Source organism: Streptomyces sp. NPDC087310 (genome assembly GCF_044744405.1).
Lineage (GTDB): Bacteria > Actinomycetota > Actinomycetes > Streptomycetales > Streptomycetaceae > Streptomyces.
On sequence record NZ_JBIUYF010000003.1, the window covers coordinates 587,986 to 611,369 of the forward strand.

The 23,384-nt window shown below is 72.5% G+C and carries 19 protein-coding genes and 1 pseudogene; 10 read left to right on the forward strand and 10 right to left on the reverse strand.

Going from position 1 to position 23,384, the window contains the following annotated elements; genetic code table 11:
- Positions 1 to 17: 17 nt before the first annotated feature.
- Together ACIO3P_RS13220 and ACIO3P_RS13225 are read left to right on the forward strand one after the other, a co-directional pair.
- Entirely contained in the window at positions 18 to 566 is a 549-nt protein-coding gene (locus ACIO3P_RS13220; RefSeq protein WP_329824400.1) for a phage tail protein, read from the forward strand.
- On the forward strand, positions 563 to 2,026 hold the full coding sequence (locus tag ACIO3P_RS13225) for an NADase-type glycan-binding domain-containing protein (protein ID WP_401791716.1): 1,464 nt from the start codon (positions 563 to 565) through the stop codon (positions 2,024 to 2,026). The genes ACIO3P_RS13220 and ACIO3P_RS13225 overlap by 4 nt, the downstream gene beginning before the upstream one ends.
- Before the next feature lie 110 nt (positions 2,027 to 2,136).
- Here the strand turns inward: ACIO3P_RS13225 and ACIO3P_RS13230 are convergent, their stop codons facing one another.
- From ACIO3P_RS13230 to ACIO3P_RS13240, 3 genes are all read right to left on the reverse strand, one after another.
- Positions 2,137 to 2,451 (reverse strand): hypothetical protein, encoded by a 315-nt coding sequence (locus tag ACIO3P_RS13230; RefSeq protein WP_329824299.1) that lies wholly within the window; start codon positions 2,449 to 2,451, stop codon positions 2,137 to 2,139.
- Positions 2,452 to 2,503: 52 nt separating this feature from the next.
- The gene (locus ACIO3P_RS13235) at positions 2,504 to 2,821 is read right to left on the reverse strand and encodes a hypothetical protein (RefSeq protein WP_329824298.1); all 318 of its coding nucleotides are present in this window, start codon (positions 2,819 to 2,821) and stop codon (positions 2,504 to 2,506) included.
- Positions 2,822 to 2,993: 172 nt separating this feature from the next.
- Entirely contained in the window at positions 2,994 to 3,827 is an 834-nt protein-coding gene (locus tag ACIO3P_RS13240; RefSeq protein WP_401791717.1) for a helix-turn-helix domain-containing protein, read from the reverse strand.
- Between the two features lie 168 nt (positions 3,828 to 3,995).
- Between ACIO3P_RS13240 and ACIO3P_RS13245 the strand changes: the two genes are divergently transcribed.
- From ACIO3P_RS13245 to ACIO3P_RS13255, 3 genes are all read left to right on the forward strand, one after another.
- Positions 3,996 to 4,739, forward strand: a complete 744-nt coding sequence (locus ACIO3P_RS13245) for a siderophore-interacting protein (protein WP_401849259.1) — start codon at positions 3,996 to 3,998, stop codon at positions 4,737 to 4,739.
- Positions 4,740 to 4,961: 222 nt separating this feature from the next.
- The gene (locus ACIO3P_RS13250; protein ID WP_401791719.1) at positions 4,962 to 5,348 is read left to right on the forward strand and encodes a type II toxin-antitoxin system RelE/ParE family toxin; all 387 of its coding nucleotides are present in this window, start codon (positions 4,962 to 4,964) and stop codon (positions 5,346 to 5,348) included.
- Positions 5,345 to 5,659, forward strand: coding sequence for a helix-turn-helix transcriptional regulator (locus ACIO3P_RS13255; protein ID WP_329824294.1), 315 nt, complete (start codon positions 5,345 to 5,347; stop codon positions 5,657 to 5,659). Before ACIO3P_RS13250 ends, ACIO3P_RS13255 begins: the two co-directional genes overlap by 4 nt.
- Here ACIO3P_RS13255 and ACIO3P_RS13260 read toward each other — a convergent pair.
- The 5 genes from ACIO3P_RS13260 to ACIO3P_RS13280 all read right to left on the reverse strand — a co-directional run bounded on the left by ACIO3P_RS13260 (position 5,634) and on the right by ACIO3P_RS13280 (position 10,938).
- Positions 5,634 to 6,590, reverse strand: a complete 957-nt coding sequence (locus tag ACIO3P_RS13260; RefSeq protein WP_329824293.1) for a type II CAAX endopeptidase family protein — start codon at positions 6,588 to 6,590, stop codon at positions 5,634 to 5,636. The two genes, ACIO3P_RS13255 and ACIO3P_RS13260, sit on opposite strands and share 26 nt — an antisense overlap.
- A gap of 116 nt (positions 6,591 to 6,706) precedes the next feature.
- Complete coding sequence (locus ACIO3P_RS13265; protein WP_401791720.1) at positions 6,707 to 7,303, reverse strand: hypothetical protein; 597 nt, start codon at positions 7,301 to 7,303, stop codon at positions 6,707 to 6,709.
- An 83-nt stretch (positions 7,304 to 7,386) separates the two neighbouring features.
- Positions 7,387 to 7,941 carry a hypothetical protein gene (locus ACIO3P_RS13270; RefSeq protein ID WP_401791721.1) on the reverse strand — a complete coding sequence of 185 codons (555 nt, stop codon included), beginning with the start codon at positions 7,939 to 7,941 and terminating at the stop codon, positions 7,387 to 7,389.
- A 442-nt stretch (positions 7,942 to 8,383) separates the two neighbouring features.
- Positions 8,384 to 9,394: a phosphoglycerate dehydrogenase gene (locus ACIO3P_RS13275; RefSeq protein WP_401849260.1), complete on the reverse strand. Its 1,011-nt coding sequence runs from the start codon at positions 9,392 to 9,394 to the stop codon at positions 8,384 to 8,386.
- Between the two features lie 68 nt (positions 9,395 to 9,462).
- Positions 9,463 to 10,938 (reverse strand): Nramp family divalent metal transporter, encoded by a 1,476-nt coding sequence (locus ACIO3P_RS13280; protein WP_329824290.1) that lies wholly within the window; start codon positions 10,936 to 10,938, stop codon positions 9,463 to 9,465.
- 177 nt (positions 10,939 to 11,115) lie between these two features.
- Here ACIO3P_RS13280 and ACIO3P_RS13285 point away from each other — a divergent pair, with 177 nt between their 5' ends.
- Positions 11,116 to 11,958, forward strand: a complete 843-nt coding sequence (locus ACIO3P_RS13285; RefSeq protein WP_401791722.1) for a DeoR/GlpR family DNA-binding transcription regulator — start codon at positions 11,116 to 11,118, stop codon at positions 11,956 to 11,958.
- A gap of 40 nt (positions 11,959 to 11,998) precedes the next feature.
- On the opposite strand, the gene ACIO3P_RS13290 is transcribed toward ACIO3P_RS13285, so the two are convergent.
- Together ACIO3P_RS13290 and ACIO3P_RS13295 are read right to left on the reverse strand one after the other, a co-directional pair.
- Positions 11,999 to 13,051: a peptidoglycan DD-metalloendopeptidase family protein gene (locus ACIO3P_RS13290; protein WP_401849261.1), complete on the reverse strand. Its 1,053-nt coding sequence runs from the start codon at positions 13,049 to 13,051 to the stop codon at positions 11,999 to 12,001.
- A gap of 90 nt (positions 13,052 to 13,141) precedes the next feature.
- Complete coding sequence (locus tag ACIO3P_RS13295) at positions 13,142 to 14,470, reverse strand: AbfB domain-containing protein (RefSeq protein WP_401849262.1); 1,329 nt, start codon at positions 14,468 to 14,470, stop codon at positions 13,142 to 13,144.
- Between the two features lie 529 nt (positions 14,471 to 14,999).
- On the opposite strand from ACIO3P_RS13295, the gene ACIO3P_RS13300 reads away from it, so the two are divergent.
- From ACIO3P_RS13300 to ACIO3P_RS13315, 4 genes and pseudogenes are all read left to right on the forward strand, one after another.
- Entirely contained in the window at positions 15,000 to 16,367 is a 1,368-nt protein-coding gene (locus tag ACIO3P_RS13300) for a hypothetical protein (RefSeq protein ID WP_401849263.1), read from the forward strand.
- Positions 16,364 to 18,649: a caspase family protein gene (locus tag ACIO3P_RS13305; RefSeq protein WP_401849264.1), complete on the forward strand. Its 2,286-nt coding sequence runs from the start codon at positions 16,364 to 16,366 to the stop codon at positions 18,647 to 18,649. The genes ACIO3P_RS13300 and ACIO3P_RS13305 overlap by 4 nt, the downstream gene beginning before the upstream one ends.
- A gap of 65 nt (positions 18,650 to 18,714) precedes the next feature.
- On the forward strand, positions 18,715 to 19,800 hold the full coding sequence (locus tag ACIO3P_RS13310) for an AAA family ATPase (RefSeq protein WP_401849265.1): 1,086 nt from the start codon (positions 18,715 to 18,717) through the stop codon (positions 19,798 to 19,800).
- Positions 19,800 to 23,351: pseudogene (locus tag ACIO3P_RS13315) on the forward strand (SAV_2336 N-terminal domain-related protein); the annotation flags it as partial. The gene ACIO3P_RS13310 and the pseudogene ACIO3P_RS13315, both read left to right, overlap by 1 nt.
- Positions 23,352 to 23,384: the final 33 nt, after the last annotated feature.

The window sequence follows — 23,384 nt, forward strand, 5'->3', positions numbered from 1 at the left end:
CGTCGTCCCCGCTGGGGATGCGGCTGCCCGCGGTCTTCGCCGACGACGACCTGGCGCAGCGTTTCGTGGCGGGCCTGGACGAGGTGTGGGCGCCGTTCCACAACGTCCTGGACTGCCTGGACACCTACTTCGTCCCGTCCCTGGCCCCGGCCGACTTCACCCGCTGGCTGGGGAGTTGGGTGGGAGCGGAGACCGGGAGCTACGATGCCGCCCTGGCGTCGGGCGACCTCCCCGATCCGGAGACGACGGCGGCACTGCGCGCCGCAGTCTCCGCGGCCGTACGCTTGCACCGTATCCGCGGCACGCGGCGCGGGCTGGCGGAGGCCGTCCGACTGGTCTTCGGCGTGGAGCCGGAGATCACCGAGAGCGGCGCGGCCACCTGGGAAGCGCGCCCGCTGGGAACGGTCCCGGGCGAGCACAGACCCGCACTGAACGTCACCGTACGGCTGCCCGACCCGGGCCCGGCCGACGCGCACCGGCTGGAACGCCTGGTCGCGGCGGCCCGCCCCGCCCATATGCCTTACACGGTCCAGGTGACCGTCGCCGAAAGGACGTCCGACAGGTGACCAGCCAGACTTCTTCCTCGCCATCACCCTCGCCGGCGCCCGGACCCGAAGAACCGGGGAAGTCCGGGCTCAGAGCGGGCAACTGCGCGGAGTGCGGTACGCGACCGGACCCGGGCGAGTCGTTCTGCGACGGCTGCGGTGCGGTCCTGAACTGGACGCCCACGGCCGGACGTCCGACGGGCGCGGCGGCGACGGGCGCGTCCGCGGACGCGGCGCCCGAACCCGCCCGCGCCGAGCCCGAGGAGCCGCGCGACGCGGCGCCGGAGGACCACGCGCGGCAGGACCGGACCCCGCAGGACCGGACCCCGCAGAACCGGACACCGGAGAACCACGCTCCTGAGGGCGGGACTCCGGGGGGCAGGACCCCGGCGGACGGGACCCCGGAGGACCGGACGCCGAGCACTCCGGCACGGCGTGAGCACATACCGGACATCGTGGAGCCGGACACGGAAGAGCCGGACACCACGCCCACGATCCCGACCCGCTCCCAGCAGCCGCCGTCGGCCACCTCGGCCCCGGCGGCGAGTTCGTCCTCCGCGTCCTCCGCGTCCTCCGCCGCGGACGCGGAGCGCGCCAGGGCCCTCCTCGTCCCCGTCGCCGACCCGAACGGGCGCCCGGCGGCACCGGACGTGGCACCGGTCCTCCCGGGTCGCCCCGCCGCCGCCCGCCCCCGCGTCCAGGCCCCCGGTGCGGAACCGGCCGACGAGACCGGCCCCCCGTGCCCCTGGTGCTCCACCGGCAACCGCCCCGACCGCCACTTCTGCCGCCGCTGCGCCATGGCCCTCACGGACCGCACCCAGGTCGCGGACGCGCCCCGGCCCTGGTGGCGCCGTATGTGGTGGGGCGCCGGCGAGCGCCCGGCCCCGTGGGCCGGGGACCGCCCGAGGCTGCGGCGCGGTATCGGCCGTATCTTCAGTTGGATCGCCGGCGCGCTCGCGCTGGGGCTCCTGGTGTTCGCCGCCTTCAACGTCGACAACGCGTGGAACGCCGCACGCGACCACTTCGCCAAGCGCGCCCAGGTCAGCCCGGACACGGTGGCGGCGTCCCGTTCCTTCAAGGACCACGACGCGAAGCTGGTCTTCGACAAGATCAGCAACTCCTGGTGGGGCCCCGGGATCTCGGAGGGCGCCGAGGGCGAGTGGATCGAGGCCCGCTTCCAGGAGCCCACCCGCCTGCTGGACCTGATGATCACCTCGGGCATCTCCAAGCGGTCCACCGACCTGACGGAGGCCGCGCTGCCGCACCGGATCGACGCGCTGGTCACGAGGGCCGACGGGACGAAGTTCACCCGCCAGATCGTCCTGGACCAGGTGAGCGGCCCCCAGCGCCGGAAGTTCCGGGTGGGCGAGGTGTCCAGCGTCCGCTTCATCATCCGCTCGGCGTACGGCACGGGCCCCGACAAGCAGGTCTCGATCGCGGAGATCGAGTTCTTCCGCCGCTCCAGCTCGAACGACGGCTGAGCCGACGGCGGCTGAGCCAGGGACACGTCGCGCAGGTGCCCCGTACCGGACCTTCCCGGTACGGGGCACCTGCGCGTTCAACTCCGCGTTCAGCTCCGCGGTCCGCTCAATCAGTCCCTGATGTCCGCACCGACACGGACGAGGAAGCCCGAGCCGGGGCACGCGCGGCTCGACGTCTTGGTGTTTCCGACCCACGGGCCGTAGACCGTCGTCTCGACGCCCCGGATATCCGTGCAGACCACCTTGGCGCGGAACGCACCGACCACTCCGAGTCCGGAACAGTAGACGTAGCCGGTTTCTCCCGAGCTCCATGTGTTGCAGTCCACGGACTGAATGCCGGATTCGGCCGCCATGGCCGGCGGCGCGGCGAGACCGAAGCCCATGGCGATGGCCGCGACGGCAAGGGCCGCCTTCTTCTTGCTCATTGTTTTTCCCCGTTCCCCGTTGTCAAAAGAGAATGACATCTGCTGGCTGTACTCAGCCCAGTTCGACGTTGAATCCAACGTGATAGAAGAACCCCGAACCGGGGCATGTGTAGCTCGACCATTCCCCGCTGCGGCCTGGCTTCCAGGGGCCGTAGAACGTGGTCTGCACGCCTCGGCTGTCCACGCAGATCACCTTGGCCCGGTAACGGTCGACCGTCGCCAGGTCAGCGCACTTGGCGGAGCCGGTGTTTCCCGAGTGGGACGTGGTGCAGACGTACGCGGGCAATGCGGAGGCGCTGGGCGCCACGAGAACACCTGCGGCAACGGCGGAAGCCGCGAGGGCGAGTACCGTTCCGACCTTCTTGTGCATTTTTCCCCCTTTTCGGGGGCATGCAAAAGGATTCCAAAGAATCCACATCGTCCCCCGATTTTATGGATCGCGAGTTTCCCTCGCGGCCGCAACTCTAGGCACGCCGACCCGCCCCCGCAAGCGATCTCCGGGAAATTGCCCGGCACCGGTTTCTGCGGCCCGCGGCCCACCCTCACGGCAGGCGAACGACCGGTGTGTCCGGGGCCACCAGGGTGGTCCGCGGCCCCTGATCCTGGCCGGCCTGCTGGTAGACCCCGGGGTGCTGTCCGGTGACGCGCCGGAACGCGGCGGAGAAGGCGGCGGGCTTGCGGTAGCCGACCGCGCGGGCCGTGGCACCGACGGAGGCTCCCCGGGCCAGCCGGGAGACGGCGGCCCGTACCCGTGCGTGCGTCCGCCACTGAGCGAAGGTCAGCCCGGTCTCCTGGCTGAAGAGGCGGCTGATGGTACGGACACTGGTGTGCGTGTCGTCCGCCCAGGCCGCCAGGTCGCGCGGGTCGCCCGGGTCGGCGATCAGGGCGTCGGCGATCAGCCGCGCGCGGGGGTCCTCCGGGAGCGGCACATGGAACGTCGTACTGGGCACCGGTTCCAGCAGGTCGACCAGGAGCCGCCCGGCCCGCGCCCGGACCGGATCGGGGTCCGTGTGCCCGTCCAGGTGGAGGATCAGCTCACGGACCAGGGGAGTGACCAGCACACCTGTGGGCTCCGTCCAGGTGATCGGGCAGTCGGCGGGGCCGATGACGACCACACAGACACGTCCCGCCCGCAGGACCTCGACGGAGTGGGCGGTGCCCGCGGGCACCCAGAGCGCGTGCGTCGGCGGGACGAGCCAGCAGCGGGTGTCGGTCCGCAGGGAGACGGTGGCGGTCGTCGACCAGCCGAGGAGGTGCTGAGGGTGATCGTGCAGTTCGAGGACGGTTCCCTGCCTGCCCTCCCCCTGGAGAGCCACCAGCGGCGGTGTGCCGGCCCCCGCCCACCGGCCGGTCCCGGTGTCCTCGTGGTCCGCCATGCCGCCGCCTTCCGGAGTCCCGCCGCCCGGTGGCCGGTTGAGGGACTTGGTTGGCCACCCTGAGCCGCGCCGTCAGCTTAGCGTGGCCTTACCCACCAGCCGACGCGTCCGGAGCCCTCGATTCCGCGGGGCTCGACGGCCGTTGTCCTCCGACCGACAGGAACCCCGATGGCGCGCGTGACCGAGAAACTGGCCGAACTCGCCGGAGCGATGATGCTCACCCCGGCGACGGTGAGCGAGGTCAGCCGCCTCTCGCCCCGGTTCCTGAGCGTGGAGCTGCACTCCGACACCTTCCGCACGGCGAACTGGACACCGGGGACCCTGCTCCAAATGCGGCCGGTACGGACCATGTTGACGTTCCGGGCCTACACCCCCGTCGGCTGGGACACGGAGCGTGGCCTGACACGCCTGATCGTCTTCACCCATGGCGGGGAGGGCCCGGCGGGCGGGCCCGCGGACGCGTGGTTCCGGGGCGCGGCGGTCGACGACATCTGCGAGGTCATCGGCCCGCGCCGCTCGATGCGACTGCCCGCCCTGGCCGGGCCCGTGCTCTTCGTGGGCGACGAGACCACCGTCGGCCTGGCCTGTGCGCTGCGCACGGTGACGACCGACGTGCGGCACGTCTTCGAGGCGACCGACCCGGCCGAACTCGCCACCGTACTCACCGGATTGGGCGTCCACGACCACCCCGACGACACCCCGCCGGTCATCGGGAAGACCCCCGACCGCGCCGCGCTGCTCACCGCGGTCCGGGCGGCGGCAGCGGCGTACGAGGGCCCCTTCGACCTGGTCGTCAGCGGCGACGCGGCCACGGTCCACGCCGTACGCCGCGACACCCGCCAGTGGCCGACCAGGCCCCGCACCATCCAGGGCAAGGCTTACTGGGCGAAGGGCCGCAAGGGCCTCGACTGACCACCCGGCCTGGCGGGAGGGTGGCTGGGTGCCGAAGTCCGCTGGAGGAGGGCGGGTTCGTCGCGATGGATGGCCGAGGTGCGGGTGCGGCCCGTCCAGGCGAAGGGCCCAGCCCTGGGTGGGCGCCTGTGGAAGCGGCCCTGTGCCTTCACCTGGCGGGCGACAGTGGAGCGCGTGGACGATCGCTCGCGTATAACACTCGCGCCATATATCATCAAGGTTATGAACGGTGAGCGGTATGTGATCGAGGTCGAGCCGGAGGTGCGCCTCTGGCTGGAGAACATCCCCGCCCACCAGTACGTCATCGCTGAGCAGAAGGTCGACCGGCTCGCCGAGTACGCCACGACTCTCGGTGAGCCCTACACCCGCCATCTCGGTGGCAAGCTGCGCGAGCTGCGCTTCGACCTCGACGGCAAGGCCCAGCGCATCACATACTGGATCGGTTCCGGCCGCCGCATCGTGCTCCTGACGGTCTTCCGCGAGACCAGGATGCGCGAGACGGCGGAGGTGGAACGCGCCCGGGCCGCCCAGGCCGCTTGCGAGGCCCGCCATGAACCGGCCTCCGAACACGCCGTCTACAGTCGCGACATCAAGGAGGAACTGCGATGAACCACGCCGAGTGGAAGACCCGCCGCCACCGCAAGCTCCTGGGCGAGGCGACTGAGGAGAACCCTGAGTACGACCGCCTCTATGAAGAGTCCGAACTGGCCCATGAACTCGGCCAGATGGTCTACGACCGTCGCACCGCGCTTGTTCTGTCCCAGACCGAGCTCGCCGAGCGCTGCGGTATGAAGCAACCACAGATCTCCCGCATCGAAGGCGGCGGTACCGTCCCCACCATCCCGCTTCTGCGACGCCTGGCCCGTGCCCTCGACGCCGAGCTGACGATCAACCTCACTCCTCACGACCACGCTGCCTGAACGAACCGGGCCCCGGATCCCCGGCAGGGCGGGGGCGGTAGCCCAGGCGGCCTCGGGTGGTGATCAGGAGGATGGTCGCCACGAGGCCGAAGGCGAGGAGCTGGACGCGGTTGCCGTCGTGCTGGAAGTCGAACGTCGGGAACATGTCCATCGCCAGCACCGAGGCGTACGTGTTGATGCTGACGTGCAGCAGTGTCGCCATCGGCAGGCTCTCGCCCGTCCGGTTGAAGACCCAGGTCATCACCAGGCTGACGGTCGTGGCGACCGCGATGAACTCGGCGATCATGAGGGCGTTCACGTCCGGCCAGCCGCCCCACTCGCTGAAGAACAGCGGCAGGTGCCACAGGCCCCACAGCGGGCCGAGGATCAGCGTGCCCACCAGCGGTCCGTACCGCTCCTGGAGGCGGGGGAGGGCGAAGTCGCGCCAGCCCGGTTCCTCCGAGAGGCCGGTCGTGATGATCTGGAAGAGCAGGACCGGCAGGTAGGCCACCAGTACCACCGCCGAGGGGAAGCGGATGTCGCCGTCGCTCAGGGCGAACGTGGCGAGGATCAGGGCGGTCGGTACGCCGAGCAGGATCCCGGCGTACCAGCGCCGGCTCACCCGCCACTTCGTCAGCCGCGCCGCCCACGCCCTGAGCCCCGCCCGGCCGCCCGTGGCCGCCGTGACGAGGAACGCCGCCGTGATCGGGCCCAGGTAGGCGCCGGGCAGGACGCCCAGGACCTGCGAGCTGCCGAGGAGTTCAGGGAAGCGGATGTCCAGGACGCCGAGTCCCGTCTCCGAGAGGATGTACGGCGTCCACGCGACCCAGCTCAGCAGCATCGCCCCGGCGAAGAACCAGAGCATGGGGCGGCGCCTGATCGCACCCCGTATCCCGGTGTCCGGGGTGGCGGGCGGGGGCGTGATGACGGGTGGGCGCTCGTGAAGCGACACGGTGCTCCTCCGGTGCGAGGGTCGGGTTTCGGTGTGATCAGCACACCAAAAGCCGGGCACCGGGGTCACTCCCGCGCACTGCCCAAGGAGGGGTGGAGCCCGCTCCACCTCCCGCTCTAGACGAAGAGGAACGCCGCCGCCGTCGTCGCGCCCAGCGCCGTGCCCGCGAGCGTCTGCGCGACCGTGTGGTACGTGAGGACCACCCGGGACCAGCAGACCGCCGCCACCAGTGTGTACGCCACCAGCCACCACGGGGAGTGCGCCGCCGCGAGCAGCGCCACGACGCCGGAGGCCACCGCCGCGTCCACCGAGATCTTCCACACCGTGTTGACGACCAGGAGCCCCACCGTCATGACCCAGAGGGCGAGCATCGTCGCCAGGATGCCCGTCGGCGCACCGCCCAGGAGCATCAGGGCCGCGCCGGTGCCGATCGAGCCCAGGATGACGAGGAAGATCGGCGCGCGCTGGGTGCGGTCGGCGACGTGGCGGTCGCCCCACGCGCCGTGCTTGACGCGCCATTGGATGTAGCCGGCGGGTATGAGCCCCGCGCACAGCGCCGCCAGCAGCCCCCACGGGATGCCGGTCCAGTCACCCGCCGTCGCCAGGCCGATGCCGGGCGCCGCGGCCAGGATGAGGTTGCGGGGCTGGAGTACGTTCGTGACCGTACGGGCCCGTCTCGTGGCGGAGTCCGCGGGAGTCGCGTCAGGGGTCATGGCGGCTGCTCCATGGACGTCGGCACGCGCCGCGTCCGGTTGTCGGTGAGGGTCCGGGCGGCTCCGGCGGACAGCCGGACCGGCTATCCCGGCTGCCGGTCCGGCTGTCCGCCGGCCTCGTCCGGCTGCCGGTCCTGTTGCTGCCGCGCCGCCTTCGGGTCCGCCAGGAGCGAGAGCGCGAACTTCAGCAGTTCGGGCGGGAGTCCGCCGTCGTCCAGGCCGTGCGGGGCCGGCCCGCTGATCTCGCCCGTACGGCGCTTCACCAGGAACTGGAGGCCCGCGACGACCTCGTCCACGATCTCCGACTCCTCCTTGAAGAAGCGCCAGTCGACCCCGAAGCCGAGCCCGAGCGCCCGGAGGATGTCCTCCGAGGGGTGGGTGACCTTCCCGGCCAGGATGTTGGAGAAGTAGCTGTGGGAGAGGGAGCCGCCGCGCTCCTTGACCAGATCGGAGAAGACCCGGCCGGAGATCCGCCGTCCCGGGAAGGTCGTCTCCACCATGTACTCGACCTTCTGCCGCAGCGTCCGCAGTTCGGGGGACTGCTGCCCGGCGGTGCGCTGCCCGGGGATCACCGGGTCGATGGGGTCGGTGGGGTCGGCGGTGCGCTGTTCCGGGGCCCGCTCCTCGCCGCCGTCCATTCCGCCAGCCTCCCCCCACGTCCACGCCCCCACAGGGGCTCGGGTCAACGGGGTCGTACTGTAACCGACCCTGACCTGGTGAGGTACCGGCGACGATCAGAAGTGGAACGTCTTGATCCACGGTCAGGTACCGGCTTGCGCAAACAATCGGCGGCGCTGTTAACTCAAGAAAACACGGGCAGGGGGTCACGCGGGGAGTCCCCTGCCCGTGAAGTCGTCCGCGCGCGAAACGGCCCCGGTCGCCTGGGGCGTTCCGGGGCCGTAGAGCTTTGGGCAGAGGTGTAGCCCTTCGCGACGGGGGATGCACGAAGGGCTACGCAACCCATTATGACACCTTGTCAGAGCGTTCGACAGCCGACCTGCCAAAGAGTGTCCGTTTTCCCAGCTCAGAGCCCTCGCATCGATTTTTGACGCGCTCTCGGAGCCGGGTCGGCGGGTGTCGTCAGACCACCGCGTTCACAGGAGCCTCCCCGCGCAGCACTCGCACCACATCCGCGGCGACGGCGGTGCCCATCGCCCGGTTGGCCTGGTCGCTGAACGCCGCGCAGTGCGGCGTCAGGACGACGCCGGGCGCGTCCAGGAGCCGGTTGCCGACGGGGGGTTCGCTGCTGAAGACGTCGATGCCGGCCCCGCCGAGATGCCCGCTGTGCAGCAGATCGGCGAGGGCGTCCTCGTCCACCAGGCCGCCGCGCGCCGTGTTGAGCACCAGCGCGCCGGGGCGCAGCGCCGTCAGCTCCGGGCGGCCGAGCAGCGGCCGGTCGGACATCAGCGGCATGTGCAGCGTGACGACGTCGCTCGCGGCGAGGAGTTCGTCGAACGGTACGGAGCGGACCCCGGCCGCCTCGAACGCCTCGGCGGGCAGATGCGGGTCGTACGCGACGACGTCCATGTCGAAGCCGTGGGCGCGGCGGGCGACGGCCTGGCCGATCCGCCCGAAGCCGATGACGCCGAGCGTACGGCCGCCCAGCTCCGGGCCGAAGAACCGGTCCCAGCGGCCCCCGGTGACCGCCGCGTGCGCCGGGACGATCTTCCGCGCGGCGGCGAGCAGCAGGGCGAAGGTCAGATCGGCGACGGCGCCCGTGTTGGTGCCGGGCGCGTTGACCACGCGTACGCCCCGCTCCCGGGCGGCTTCGAGGTCGATGTTGTCGGTGCCGACGCCGTGCTTGGCGACGACCCTGAGCCGGGGCGCGGCGGCCAGCACGGCCGCCGTCACCGGGTCGAGGCCGACGACCAGGGCGTCCATGTCCCTTATCTCCTCGGCGAGTTGGGACTCGCCGAGCGGGTGCGCGAAGGCGCTGCGACGGGCGGGGGCACCGGCGGCTTCGAAGACCTCCCAGGGGGCGCGGGAAGTCTGGCCGAAACTGGGCGTCGTCACGAGGATCTCGCCGAGGGGGCCGGGGTGCGCGGTGACGTCTTCCGGGCCCCGGTTCGCGTGCGGTTCTGCCGTACTCATCGCGTACTCATTCCCTGTGTTCCGTGGTTCTGCTGCCGGTCTTTCCTCGTCGTCAACTCATCCACGGGTCAGCCCAGTCCCAGGCCGAAGACCTCCAGCACCGAGTAGACGCCCAGGACGCCGATGGCCGCACTGCTCGCCACGAGAGCCGCGCCCAGGCCCTTGCTCCGCTTGAAGCGCGCGTCCACGTCCGCCGCCCGCAGGTGCCACACCGCGATCACCACCGCGAGCAGGAAGATCCCGCCAGCGACCCCGCCGATCTGGACCATCAGCACCGGCGACTGGATGAACAGGTAGAAGGAGGCCCACAGCGGCGGCAGCGCCACCGTGAGGATGCGGATCACGCGCCGGCGGGCCCGTACGTCGTTCCAGTCCAGCAGGCCCAGCAGGCCGAGGGTGTTCGTCCACAGCCTGGGGACACTCGCGGTGGAGCCGACGAGGGTCGAGAAGAGTACGGCGATGGCGCCCGCGAGGAAGAGGTAGTGGGCCCAGGGGCCGAGGGTGTCGGTGTAGATGCGCGAGAGGGTGGTGATCATCTCGTTGCCCTGCGGGACCAGGCCCTGCGGGTGCAGTACGGCCGCGCCGATGACGTAGAAGGCGAGCGTGCACAGCGTGCACACGGCCCAGGAGACGAGCGCGTCGATCCGCATCACCCTGATCCACCCCTCGGCGCGCCGGGCGCGCTCCTCGGTGCCGTCGTCGGGGCCGGTCCAGCGTCCGTACCCCTTCTCCAGGCACCAGTAGGTGTACGTGGTCATCTCGTCGGCGCCGACGCCGGTGATGCCGAACATGGCGATCGCGAAACCGACGGTCCCGGCCGGGATGGCGAAGGTCAGACCGGAGGCCAACTCCGCGCCGCCGTACGAGAAGTCGGTCCAGGGCAGGCCGAGCGCGAGGCCGACGGTGACGAGGGTGAAGATGACGACCGCGACGAAGGCGCTCTTCTCGACGGCGCTGTAGCGGCCCGAGTACATCAGGGCGATCACGGCCGCGACGATGATCACGGTCCAGACGGTCAGCGAGGTGGTGGAGAGGGCCGCGCCGCCGATGGGCAGGAGGATGCTGCACGCCGCGGCGGTGCCGCCGATCAGGCCGCCGCGCTGGAGCATCTTGGCGAAGTCCATCAGGATCCACAGCACGTTGATCCAGCCGACCCCGGCGCCCGGCCGGCCACGTCCGCCGAACCGGGGGCCGACCTGCGCGTAACCGGAGAGCGCGGTACGGCCGGTGAGGATGGTCCAGCGGGCCAGTTCGATCTGTACCCAGACCTTGACCAGGGCGCTGATGACGACCAGCCACAGCAGGACGAAGCCCGCCTTCGCGCCGAGCGCGGTGGTGGTGATCAGTTCGCCGGAGCCGACCACGGCCGCCGAGAGCACCATGCCGGGGCCCAGCCGCCGGACCGTGCCGCGGAATCCGGTCGGCGGGTCCTGGGCGTCGGAGGGGTGGAGCGCGTACGGATCCTCGGGCGTGGCCCCGGGCCCGGTGTCCTGTGGGGTCCCGGCTTTCGCCGTCGTTGTCGCCGGCGTGCTCTGTGTCGTCATGCTTCTCCCGCCTCAGCGCCCGCCATTGGGCGCGACCCGGCAACCGCTACCTCAGCAACTGCGTGTTGCGTGCAGAACGCTGACATGGCTGCGCGTTACGCGCAAGAGTCTGTACGGTGTCTTCTGCGCAACGGGGATAACCTGTCCCGTGACCCGGGTGACCAGAGGATGACGACGATGGATCCGCAGAACGCCCCGCAGGACCCGTACGACGAAGCCGGCCCCGGCCTTCCCGGCCCGGCCGCCGGACCCGAGCGGCTGCGCGCGGCGGACCGCCGCGCCCTGATCCTGCGGATGGTCGCCGCCGACGGCACGGCGGCCGTCGAGGAGTTGGCGCGCACGCTCGCGGTCACCCCCTCCACGATCCGCCGCGACCTGGCCCAGCTCACGGAACAGGGCAAGCTGGCCCGTACCTACGGCGGGGCCATCACCCCCGGCCATACGCCGGAGCCCTCCCTCAACCAGCGCTCGGGGCTCGCCGTCGCCGAGAAGGACCGGATCGCACGCTGGGCCGCTGCGCGGATCGCGCACGGCGATACGGTCATCCTCGACGCGGGCACCACCACCGGCCGGCTCGCCCACCATCTGCGCGGGCGGAGCGAACTCACTGTCATCACCAACGGGTTGACCACCCTGGTCGAACTGGCCGAGGCGGACGGCGTCGAGGTCATCACCCTCGCCGGAACGCTGCGCCACGTCAGCCACGGCTTCGTCGGCCCCCTCGCCGAACTGGCCCTGTCCCGCCTCACGGCCGACAAGGTCTTCCTCGGCGCGGACGGCCTGGACGCCAAGCTCGGCATCTGCGAGGCGAGCCTCCAGCAGACCTCACTGAAGGAACTGATGGCGGCGCGCGGCGCTGAGCTGTACGTCCTGGCGGACAGCAGCAAGTTCGGCCACCGCCCCTTCACGGCCTGGGCGCCCCTGGACCGGGCCTGGACCCTTGTCACCGACACCGGCGCGACGGACGAACAGCTCGCGCCCTTCCGGCAGTTGGAGCACGTCACCGTCGTCACCGTGTGAGATACGGCAGGCGCGCTGGACGATGTCCGAACGAGGGGCGCTAGCTGATCAGGCCCTTGCCGCGCAGGTACGGCAGCGGGGAGATGTCCGAGCCGAAGTCCGGGCCCGTACGGATCTCGAAGTGCAGGTGCGGGCCCGTGACATTGCCCGTCGCGCCGGAGAGGCCGATGACGGCGCCGCCCTGCACGCGCTGGCCCGCGCTGACCCGTATCTCGGAGAGGTGGGCGTACTGGCTGTACGTGCCGTCGTCGTGGCGGACGACGATCTGGTTGCCGTAGTCCCCGCCCTGCCCCGCCGTGACGATCTCACCCTCGCCGATCACCCTGACCTCGGTGCCCGTCGGCACGACGAAGTCGATGCCCGTGTGCAGTCCGGTGGACCAGGAGGAGCCCTGCTGGTGGTACGGGGCGCCCGCCGGGCCCGTGACGGGGAGGGTCCAGCTCCCGGGCAGCGAGCCGCCGGCCGGGACGACCATGTAGGCGGAGGACTTCATGACGCCCTTGACGTACTCGTACGTCGCCCCGTCCGCCCAACTCGCCCTCGGAACACCGCGGTACGTCTCCACGGTGTCCCAGCCCGCGTGGAACGCCGCCAGGGCCACCTCGATCGGCTTGCCGCGGTAGTCCGGGTGCTCCTTCGCCTTCACGAGGAACTTGCACATCGCCCGGCCCTGTGACGGTATGGCGTCGGCCGGGTCCCAGACGTCCGTCCTGCCGTCCTCGTTGGCGTCGTACCCCTCGGCCTGCCAGTCGGCGGGCCGGAACTGGGCGATGCCCTGCGCCGGCGGCCGGTCCCCGGATTCGAGGGACTGCGCGCGCGGCTCGAAGTTGCTGCTCTGCTTGAGCTGGGCCGCCAGCACGGTGGCGGGCAGCTTCTGGTCGCAGTCGGCCGCCGCGTCCAGGATGAGCTGACCGTACTCGGGAGGCACACCGCCGTCGCCGGCCTTCAACTCGGTGCCCATCGGCGCGGGTTCGCTGCCCGCGACCGGCTCGCCGTCGTTGACCGACGAGATCAGCAGAAAGCCGAGCCCGATCGCGATAGGGGTCATCACCACCCCGGCCATCACCGGGACGATCCAACGCGCGTTCCCCACGGGCTCCCCCAGATCGGGTGTTCGAAGTCCCGACGGCGCACGACCCTATGCCATCGGCCCGCCGACGACGGCGGCGGGCCGGGGGCACAGTCAGCCGGCGACCATACGGAAGGCGGTGTCGGCCCGGTAGAGGCCGCTGTGCTGGTACGGGTCGAGGAAGAGCTGGAAGTCGCGGTGGCGCACGAAACGGCCGGGGTAGTTGACGGACTCCAGCATGATCGTGCCGTTGCCGACCGTACGGGGGCAGAAGGTGGCGTCCTTGCGGAACGTTCCGCTGCCGTCGTCCGAGTCGGCGCGCAGCCGGAACTGCGCGTGGCGCAGATAGCGGCCGTTGCTCAGGGTGAAGGAGTAGCACTTCGCGTCGGACAGGCCCGCCTTGACGGTGAAGGCCGCCTCGCTCCGGCTGACGGGGTCGAGGTAGCCGAGGCCGTTGCCGCGTACGTGCCAGTAGCGGTCCGGGTAGTTGACGGCTTGCAGGGCCGCCTTGCGGGTGGGCGCTGTGGTGGGTTTCCCGACCGTCCCGCCGTCCCCGCCGCCTCCGTTCCCGCCACTGCCGGGGCCGCCGGCCGCGCCCGTCTCCGGGTCGTCCCGGGAGCCCGTGCCGGACTCGGCCCCTGAGCCGTCCCCGTCGGCGCCGGGTCCTGCCGCGGAGGCGTCCGGCGTGCCCGGCGCGTCGCTCTGGGCGGCGCGCGGGGGCTGGTTGTTCGCGGTCTCGTCGTGCCCTATGCCCGAGGCGGGGGACTCGGGGTCCGACAGGGACCCCGCGGAGTCGCCGCCGTCGCCCGGATTGCCGTCGGGCCGCTCCGGGTAGCCGCGCAGCCCGGGGACGCTCGCGTCGGTGACCGGCGCCGCGGCCTCCTCGGCCCGCCGGTCCGGCTGCCCCGCGACGACGACGAGCGTGGCACCGCAGGCGAGCGCGGCCACCCCGGCCAGCACGGTGAACCACAGGGAGCGCGAGCGCGGCGCTGACTCCTCGAACGGCGCCCGCCCGCCGGGCAGCGCCCCCGGCCCGGGACCGGGCGGCAGCCCCGGCGGCGGTACGGGCAACAACGCCTGCGGCCCGACCGAACTGCCGGGCCAGCCGAGCCCGTTGGGCAGCCCCTCCGGGGGGAGACGGCCGGGAAGTCCGTGCAGACGGCGGGGGTTGGTGCCGGAGAGACGTCCCGCGGCACCGGCGGAGGCACCGGCGGAGGCACCGGCACCGGCGGAGGCGTCGCCGGGAGTGGAGTCGCCGGGGGTGGGGTCGGAACCGTCCGCGAAGAGTTCGAGATCCGAGGGATCCGGCCCGGTGGGCGCCCCGGCCGCGCCCATGACCGCGAGTTCCTTGCCCGGAGCGGGCGGCGGTTGTGGCGGTTCGGGGGTGCCGGGAGGTGCCTGGTCGATGGGCCGCGTGGGGTCGGCACCGTTCATCTCTGACATGCGCAGCTTGCCTCCAGCGTCGCCCGCGGGGACGGGGGGACGCGGATCCGTGATCGAGATCGGGGATCTGTGATCGGTCGGCACAAGAGGAAGGGGGGCGTCTCGGGGGACGCGGATGGCCGAGCGGGGCCAAGGGCGTGGCGTGGTGAATGCATACAGTGTGTTGTCAGTGGTGTGACAAGTGGAAGAGTAGTGGACCACGTGACCTTTGGGTAAAGGTCGTCGGCGCCGGATCGCATCCCCCACACGCAATTGGGGCGGTTTGGCGCGATGCGACGCACCGCACCGGTGCGCGACGGTCCGGGGCCTTCCGCCTCTTCCCGGTGCTTTTCCCCGTGCTTTTCGCCGTGTCCGGCCGCGGACGCCGATGCTGCCACCGAAGGAACGGGCGCGCCCCGCGATCGCCCGCACATGGCGGGATTCGAACGCCGCTTCCCGCCGGGCGGGCACCGCCAAGTACTGGGTGTGCGGGGGTTGTCGCGCGTAACATGACGCTGTCACAGGGCACATGGTGGGGATCGGGGGACCAGTGACAAGTGTGGTGTTCGTGCACGGTACGGGTGTCCGGGAGAAGGCGTACGAACGCAGGTTCGCGCGCGTGTCCCGGGCCTTCGCCCGAGTGAGACCCGACATACGGGTGGTCCGGTGTTTCTGGGGTGACGCGCACGGGGCCCGATTAGGTCTCGGCGGCGTCTCCCTTCCCGTACGGGGCAAGGACCGCGGCTTCGGCGCGGACGACACGGACGACCCCCTGGCCCTGTGGTCCCTGCTCGAAGCGGACCCCCTGGCCGAACTGCACGCCTTCGCCGAGGCCGCGGCGGCGGACGAGGCGGGCGGCGGCTCCGGGTTCGCGCTCGGCCGCCGGGACCCCTGGGAGGGCGTCGCCGAACACGTACGGGACCAGGCGCGCGAGCCGCTGGCCGAGGGCGACGACGGCAGCGGCGGTACGGGCGGCAGTGACGGCAGCGACGAGACCGACGGCAGCGACGGCGAGGGCGCCCTGGAGGGTGCCCGCCAACTGGCCGCCGAACTGGCCCCGTTCACCGGCGAGGCCGCTGACCGGGTCGCCGGTGCCATCTCCCTCGCCCTGGGCGGCGTCCCGTACGTCCCCGGGATCGAGCCCGTGGCCGCCCGTGCCGTACTCGCCCTCGCTCTGTGCCTGGCCGAGGACGACGAGGCGGAGGGCGACGCGGCCGGAGGCGGCGACGGGGCGGACGAACCGCTGCCGGTGGACGGCGCGGACCGGGACATCCTCGTACGCCGGCTCGCCGACCGCCTCGGCGGCACCGACCGCGGTGCGACGGGCACGGCCCTCAAGTGGACCGGCGGCCGGCTCGCCACCCCGTTCCTGTGGCCGATGTCCTCGGCGGTCCGGCGTACCCGCGGCCCGCTGACGGGGGCGGCCGTACCGGCGGGCGGCGACATCCTCCGCTACCAGGCGCGCGGCGAGGCGATCCGCGCGGCGATCGTCGAGGCGGTCCGTACCGCGGCCGAGGCCGACCCCGGACCCGTCGTCCTGCTCGCGCACAGCCTCGGCGGTATCGCCTGCGTGGACCTGTTCGCGGGCCGGAACCCCGAAGCCGCCGAAGGGGCGGGCGGGGCGGACCCGGTGCTGGATCGGGTGGCACTGCTGGCGACGGTGGGCTCCCAGGCGCCGTTCCTCTACGAGCTGGACGCGCTCACCGCACTGGGCCGGGGCGAACCGCTGCCCGCCGCGTTCCCCCGCTGGCTCAACTTCTACGACGAGCGGGACCTGCTCGGATTCGTGGGCTCCCGGGTGTTCCCCGGCCGGGTCACCGATGTCCGGGTCGACACCCGTCAGCCCTTCCCGCGTGCGCACAGCGCCTACTTCGCCCACAGACCGCTGTACAAGCGGCTGGCGGCGGAGCTGCCGTGAGGGCGGCGGAGACCGCGCCCGCCGCACCCACCACGTCCGCCGCCCCCGCTCCGGTGGTGGCGCCGCACGACTGGCGCCGTACGCACGCCGTGCTCGTGGCGGTCGAGTCGTACCGCGGCAGCGAGGACTCGGAGCTCGACGGGCCGGTACAGGACGCGATCGGCATGCACCGGTGGCTCACCCGCCAGGGTGTCCCCCCGGAGAACATCCACGTGCTGGCCTCGCCGCTGGAGCGCAACCGGGCGGCCCTCGACGCGGCGGTGCCCGGTGGCTACCGTACGGCCGACCGCGCCGACGTACGCCGGGTGTTCCGGGACGAGTTGCGCCGTATCGACAGCGACTGGCTGTGGGTCTACTGGGCCGGGCACGGCGTACAGGCCAGGGGCGGCCGGTGGAGCCTCCTCTACCCCGACACCCGCGACACGGACCTGCTCGGACTGGACGCGGACAACCTGATCCACCTGATGCGTACGGAGTGTCTCCCGGGGCGTGGTGTGGACCGCGTGACCATCGTCATCGACGCCTGCCGCCAGGCGCTCCCCGCCAGGACGCACCCCCAGGCCGCGGTGCCCGAGGAGCTCACGGAGGCCACGCAGAGCAACCACGACCGTCAGATCTTCGTGATGCGCGCCTCGCAGGCGGGTGCCGTCGCCAAGAACCAGGACGGCGGCGGGGTGTTCACGACCGTACTGCTGGACCAGCTCATGGCCGCCGAGGGCGACGACGGCGCGGGCCCGGACCTCGACCGGGTCTGGAGCGGGGTGGCGGGCGAGTTCGACCGGCGGCGCTCCGACAACGCGCACTTCCGGCAGATCCCGACCCTCTACGCCGTCAACTGGCGGGGCGACGCGACGGAACCGCCGGCCAGCCCGGTCCGGGCCTCCTCCGCACCCGGGACGCCGGAGCGGACCCTCGCCAGGGACAAGCTGATCCTGGAGACCACCGGACTGCTGGAGGCGGGGCAGGGCGGGGCGGCCGCCACCGCCACGGTGGTCCTGTGCGACGCCTACGCCTCGGTGCCGCCCAGCCCGCTCCCGTCGGCGGCGGACCTGGTCGACTGGGCCCTGGACCAGCCGCACGGCGTACCCACCCTCCTCCACGTCCTGGCCGGTCAGGTTCCCGGCGCTTCGGTCTCCGCCACCGCGTGGGAGGCGTGCCGGCTGCTCCAGGACGGCCAGTGGCTGACCGGGCCCGAGTACGACGAACTGGTGGGCCTGCTGGAGGAGTTGGACGCACGGGCGCGCGGCGACTTCGCCGGAGCGGCCCGTACGGAGATCCCCAGCCTGGGGCCCCTGCCGACCGAGCCCGGCGCGCTGGCCGACGCACTGGAGAAGCTGCTGCCCAGGGAGCACCAACTGCCCCAGTTGCTTCGGGCGGTCGAGCGGTACGCGGCCTTCCACCGGGAGCCGGTGGGCAACCGGCTGCGCGACTGGTCGTCGCGGTGCGCGGTACGGATCGGGCTGGAGGCCGCGCTGCTCGACCGGCGTGGCGACGCCGACGACACGGCGGAGCGCACCGGTGCGAAGAGCGCCCCCGTGGACGAACGGGTGCAGATCCGGCTCCATCCGCCGACCGGCTCCGGGCAGCGGCGCCGGTACGAGGTCTGGGCGCGCAGGGACGCCGGTACGGAGTCGCTGGCGAAGGTGGACACCCCCGCCTCCCTGGCCGAGATACAGCGGGGCGTTGACGAACTGCTGAGCGGCCATGCCCGTACGAACGACACCGTGGTGGAGTTCTTCGTGGCGGCCAAGGACCTCGAACTCGACTTCCACTGCTGGGAACTGGGGGCCGCGGGCCCGGTGCGGCGCTTCCTCGGAACGGACTTCCCGGTCGTCGTCCGCTGCGTCGAGTTCCGTGAGGAGCGGCGCCATCTGTGGGAGCGTAAGTGGGACCGGGTCGCCTCCGCCGGCACCGGGGATCTCCACTGGCTGCCCGGGCACATGGAGGCGACGAGGAAGGTCTACGGAGACCTTCAGCACCAGGAGGACATCCCGGGCGTGGTGATGACGACACCGAGGCGGGCCCGGCAGGAGGTCTTCACCGCCTGCCTGTTCCTCGGCGTGCCCGTCCTCGTCTGGCACAACGAGCGGGAGCTGACGGAGGCGGAGCACGAGCTGAAGGCCCTCCTCGGCACGGAGCGGCTCACCGCCTTCCCCGGACGCCTGCGCACGCTGCGGGCGGCGAGCGAATCCGACGAGAACCATCCGGGGCGGCATCTCGCGCTGCTGTGGGACGACCCGCACCGTCCGCTCCCGGAACAGCTCGACCTGTCGGCGCCATGAGGCCCACGGCAGGGCACACACCCACCACGGACACGCGCGCATCACCTACGAGGAGAAACTGGTCAATGACGGAGGACGCGGGGAACGACGCGGGGAACTGGGGGCTCTTCCGGGGCGGCGGCGCCGCACCCCACGAGGTGACCGACTGGCCGCAGGCCCCGCCGTGGCGCCGCTTCGGCAACGGCTCGCCCCGGCGAGCCGACGGGCGGCGGCTGCCGTACCTGATCTCCGACGAGGACCGGGACGTCGTCAACACGGCGCTGCACCTGCACCGTCCGCTGCTGGTGACCGGCAGGCCCGGCACGGGCAAGTCGACGCTGGCGCACGCCGTGGCCCGCGAACTGTGCCTCGGGGAGGTGCTGCACTGGCCGGTCAACAGCCGTACGACCCTCTCGGACGGCCTGTACCGGTACGACGCGGTGGGCCGGCTCCGCGACGCCTCGCTCCACCGCCACCACGACACGTCCGACACATCCGCCGCATCCGGCACATCCGGCACATCCGATGCGGCGGACACGGCGGGCACATCCGGCACGGCGGGCACATCCGGCTCGGCGGACGCGGCGGACGGCTCCGAGCCGGACATCGGCGACTACCTCCGCCTCGGCCCGCTGGGCACCGCGCTCCTGCCGCGCGACAGGCCGCGCGTCCTGCTCGTCGACGAACTCGACAAGGGCGATGTCGACCTCCCCAACGATCTGCTGACCGTCTTCGAGGAGGGCGAGTTCGAGATCCCCGAACTGGCCCGCCTCCGGCGGCCGGACGTGACGGTCCGTGTCACCGGAGGGGAGGAGCGCGTGCCGGTCGACGGCGGCCGGGTGGCCTGCCGGGTCTTCCCCGTCGTCGTCATCACCAGCAACGGCGAACGCGATTTCCCGCCCGCCTTCCTGCGGCGCTGCGTCCGCCTCGACCTCAAGCAGCCGGACGGGCAGGCGCTCCAGGAGATCGTCACCATGCACCTGGGTGCCGAGGTCGGGGCCCGCGCGGAGGATCTGATCGCCACCTTCCTCGGCCTGCGGGACGCCGAGGAGCGCGAACTCGCCACCGACCAGCTCCTCAACGCCGTCCATCTGCGGCACTCGGGCGTGAAGCTGGACCAGGACACCCTCCGGGAGAAGCTCTTCCGCTCGCTGGACGAAGCGGACGCGTAATGATCCACCGGCTGAGCGCCCTGCTGGAGGACGCGGGGGTGGAGCTGTCCGCCGAGGAGCTCCGCGACGTCCTGTGGCTCGCCGTCACCACCGCGCCCGCCGGTACGGCGGCGGGCGCGGGACGGGGTACGGGGCCGGCCGTGGGCGAGGCCGGGGAGGCGGGCGAGCCGGGGACGGCCGACGGCGCCCAGCCGCGGGGCGGCGGGCCCACCGCGCTCTGGGACGCCCACGAGGACGAGGACCACGACGAGCCGGGGACCGGTGTCCCGGCGGGGCTGTACGCGCCGGGCGGGCGCGGCGCCGCCACCGGCACCCGCCCGGCCCGCGCCGTGGGCGTACACGGCGTACGGGCCCTCCCCGCCGCCCGCGGCCTGGCGCGGTCGCTGCGCCCGCTGCGGCGGAGCGTGGCGTCCCGGTCCGCGTTCACCCTGGACGAGACGGCCACCGCCGACTGGATCGCCGAGACCGGCCTGCCGGACGCCGTGCTGCGGCCGCGACGCGAACGCTGGCTGAGCGTCGCCCTCGTCGTCGACGACGGCCCCTCCATGGCCCTGTGGCAGCAACTGGCCGGTGAGACAAGGGCGTTGCTGGAACGCCAGGGCGCCTTCCAGCGCGTGCGGACCTACGGCCTGGACAGCGGGTCCGCCGACGCGCCGGTGCTCAGGGCCCGTCCGTACGCCCCCACCGCACCGCGCCGTACGCCCCGCCATCTCGCCGACTCCTCCGGCCGTACGGTGATGCTCGTCCTCTCCGACGGGGTGGGCCCGGCATGGCGCAGCGGCGCGATCCCGCGCATGCTGCGCGCCTGGGCACGCCACTCGCCCGTGGCGGTGATCCAGCCGCTGCCCGCGCGGATGTGGCCGGAGCGCGGCATGCCGACGCGGCGGCTGCTGGTCACGGCGGACCGCGAGGGGGCTCCGGGCCGCGCCCTGTCCGTACGCCATCCGGTGCTGCCCCCGGGGCTCGTCTCGTACGAGGGAACGCCGATCCCGGTACTGGAGGCGGAGGCGGGCCGGTTCGCGGCATGGGCGGCGCTCGTCGGGACGGGCCGCGCCGATGACGTGGAGCTGCCGGTGATGCTGCTGACCGGCGACCAGGAACCGGCGGCGGACCAGGAACCGGCGGAGAAGCAGGGACCGGCCGCCGAACCGGCCTCGACCGCCGGCCCCGCCCCTGAGGAGCGCCTGAGCCGGTTCCGGGGCGCGGCGTCGCCGGAGAGCCAGCGCCTGGCGCGCTCGCTGGCCGCCATCCATCCGCTGACGCTCCCGGTGATGCGCCTGGTTCACCAGGCGGGCGGCGCGGAACGGCGCGAGGCGGGGGAGAGCTTCCACCCCGCGCAGCTCGCCGAGGTCTTCCTGGGCGGTCTGCTGCGCGCGCACGACGGAGCCACGGGCACAGGCACAGGCACAGGCACGGGCAGCGGTGCGGGGGGTGGGGGTACGCGGTCCCCGGAGTCCGCCGAGTACGAGTTCCACCCCGGCGTCGCCGACCTGCTCCTGGACGGCGTCAGCACCCCCGACGCGCTGGAGACGGCGGCCCGGGTGACGGAGTTCCTGCTGCGCCGCCAGGGCGGCGGCCCCGAGTTCCGGGCGCGCCTGACGGACGGCGGCGACGCGACGGTGGCGGCGGAGGCCCGCCCGTTCGCGGCGGCCTCGCCGGAGCTGCTGCAACGGCTGGGGCTGCTCGACACCGACCAGGACCGGACCCCGGAGAGGGCGGACGACCAGCAGGGGGCCGACGGACAGCCGGAGGAGACCCCGCCCCCGGGCGCCGCCCCGCACCGCTCCTACGCCTCCGAGCAGGTACAGCCGCCGCTGATGGCCCTCGTACGGCGGCTGGACGCGGAGGAGGTTCTGCCCGTGCCGGTGCGCGAAGCGGTCGACCGGCTGCTCAGCGGTGCCGAGATGCGGGACGGGTCGTCCGGATGGACGGGCGTTCAGCAAGTGGCCAGGCTGGCCGGTGAACTCGTCTCCGCGGGCTGGCAGGAGTACGCCGACCTGCTGCGCGACGAGATCCTGGTACAGCTCGCCCGGCTCAGTACCGGTGATGATCTCGAATCCCGCAGCCTGCGCGGCCACCTCGCGCTCGCGCTGAACCGACTGAGCCTGCACGACGAGGCCGAGGCCCATCTCCGGGAGATCGTCGAGCTGTCGGCGAGGGCGCACGGCGAGACGCACGACTACACGCTCAACGCCCGCAGGTTCCTCGTCGGGCTGCTGGACGGCGCCGGGCGCCCGGGAGCCGCGGAGAAGGAGGCCGCCGTACTCATCGAGCTGCTCGGGCGGCGTCCCGACAAGGAACGTGACGAGATCCTCGACATGCGGCAGAGCAGGGGCCGCCTCCTCATCGGCCTGACGCGCTTCGAGGAGGCCGAGGCCGAGTTCCGGGCTGTGGCCCTGGAACGGCGTGACCTCCTCGGGCCCACCCACTTCAGCACGCTCTACAGCCGTATCTGGCTCTCGGGCACCCTGCGGCGGCGCGGGCACTACGAGGGGGCGGAGGCGGAGGTCAGATCGGCCCTGGAGGAAGCGCAGTCGGCGCTGCCGAAGAGCAACGCCGGTGTCCTCGGCGTCCTGATCGAACTCGGTCACCTGCTGAAGGACCGGGAACGCCACGAGGAGGCCGAGGAGGTCTGGCGTGACGTGGTGGCCCGGGAGCACCGGGCCCACGGCCCGGGAGACTGGCGGACCCTGTCCGCGCGCCACGAGTTCATCGGCTCGCTCCGCGCCCAACGGCGGTGGGAGGAGGCGGAGACGGAGACCCGGGCACTGCTGCCGGTGCTGGTCGAGACACGCGGGGAACGCCATGTCGACTACTTCAGGTCGCTCATGGTCCGCGCCGAGATCCTGTCGGACCAGAAGCGGTACGAGGAGGCGGAGACCGTCCAGCGCGCGTTGCTGCGCGATCAGCTCCGTCTTCTGGGCGAGGAGCACCCCAGCACGCTCACCACCGTCCACTCCCTCGGGATCACCCTGCACGACGCCGAGCGCTACGACGAGGCGCTGACGGAGTTCACCCGGGCGCTCCGGGGACGTGAGCGCACGCTCGGACCCGACGCCCGGCCGACGCTGCTGTCCCAGTACTGGCGGGCGCGGACCCTGACGGGGCTCGACCGGTTGGCCGAGGCGGAGGGGGAGTACCGCGCCACGGTCGCCGCGGAGACCCGGATCCAGGGCGCGGACCACCCGAGCACCCTGACGACCCGGTGGTGGCTCGCCCTGCTCGTGCGCGACCTGAAGCGTTACGACGAGGCCGAACGGGACCTGCGGATTCTGGCGGAGACGAGTACCCGGGTGCAGGGCGCGGAGGCGGGGGCGACGCTGGGGATACGGCACAGCCTGGGCAACGCGCTCAACAAGGCGGGCCACTTCGCCGAGGGGGAGAAGGAACTCCGCTCCCTGCTCGCGCAGCGCCTGCGCGTCCAGGGCCCGGAGCACGTGAACACGCTCTGGACCCGGCAGAAGCTGGGCAACTCGCTCCGGGGGCTCGGCCGTCCGGAGGAGGCGGAGGCGCAGTGGACCGAGGTGCTCGAAGTGGCCCTGCGGGTCAGGGGAGAAGAGCACGAGTGCACGAAGAGCACGCGG

Bases quoted from the DNA above. Each gene is read 5' to 3' on its own strand.
- ACIO3P_RS13280 (WP_329824290.1), bottom strand. From the start codon at position 10,938: ATGACGACACAGAGCACGCCGGCGACAACGACGGCGAAAGCCGGGACC.
- ACIO3P_RS13265 (WP_401791720.1), bottom strand. From the start codon at position 7,303: ATGACCCCTGACGCGACTCCCGCGGACTCCGCCACGAGACGGGCCCGT.
- ACIO3P_RS13285 (WP_401791722.1), top strand. From the start codon at position 11,116: ATGGATCCGCAGAACGCCCCGCAGGACCCGTACGACGAAGCCGGCCCC.
- ACIO3P_RS13235 (WP_329824298.1), bottom strand. From the start codon at position 2,821: ATGCACAAGAAGGTCGGAACGGTACTCGCCCTCGCGGCTTCCGCCGTT.
- ACIO3P_RS13250 (WP_401791719.1), top strand. From the start codon at position 4,962: ATGAACGGTGAGCGGTATGTGATCGAGGTCGAGCCGGAGGTGCGCCTC.
- ACIO3P_RS13295 (WP_401849262.1), bottom strand. From the start codon at position 14,470: ATGTCAGAGATGAACGGTGCCGACCCCACGCGGCCCATCGACCAGGCA.
- ACIO3P_RS13310 (WP_401849265.1), top strand. From the start codon at position 18,715: ATGACGGAGGACGCGGGGAACGACGCGGGGAACTGGGGGCTCTTCCGG.
- ACIO3P_RS13220 (WP_329824400.1), top strand. From the start codon at position 18: ATGCGGCTGCCCGCGGTCTTCGCCGACGACGACCTGGCGCAGCGTTTC.
- ACIO3P_RS13275 (WP_401849260.1), bottom strand. From the start codon at position 9,394: ATGAGTACGGCAGAACCGCACGCGAACCGGGGCCCGGAAGACGTCACC.
- ACIO3P_RS13255 (WP_329824294.1), top strand. From the start codon at position 5,345: ATGAACCACGCCGAGTGGAAGACCCGCCGCCACCGCAAGCTCCTGGGC.
- ACIO3P_RS13270 (WP_401791721.1), bottom strand. From the start codon at position 7,941: ATGGACGGCGGCGAGGAGCGGGCCCCGGAACAGCGCACCGCCGACCCC.
- ACIO3P_RS13230 (WP_329824299.1), bottom strand. From the start codon at position 2,451: ATGAGCAAGAAGAAGGCGGCCCTTGCCGTCGCGGCCATCGCCATGGGC.
- ACIO3P_RS13240 (WP_401791717.1), bottom strand. From the start codon at position 3,827: ATGGCGGACCACGAGGACACCGGGACCGGCCGGTGGGCGGGGGCCGGC.
- ACIO3P_RS13245 (WP_401849259.1), top strand. From the start codon at position 3,996: ATGGCGCGCGTGACCGAGAAACTGGCCGAACTCGCCGGAGCGATGATG.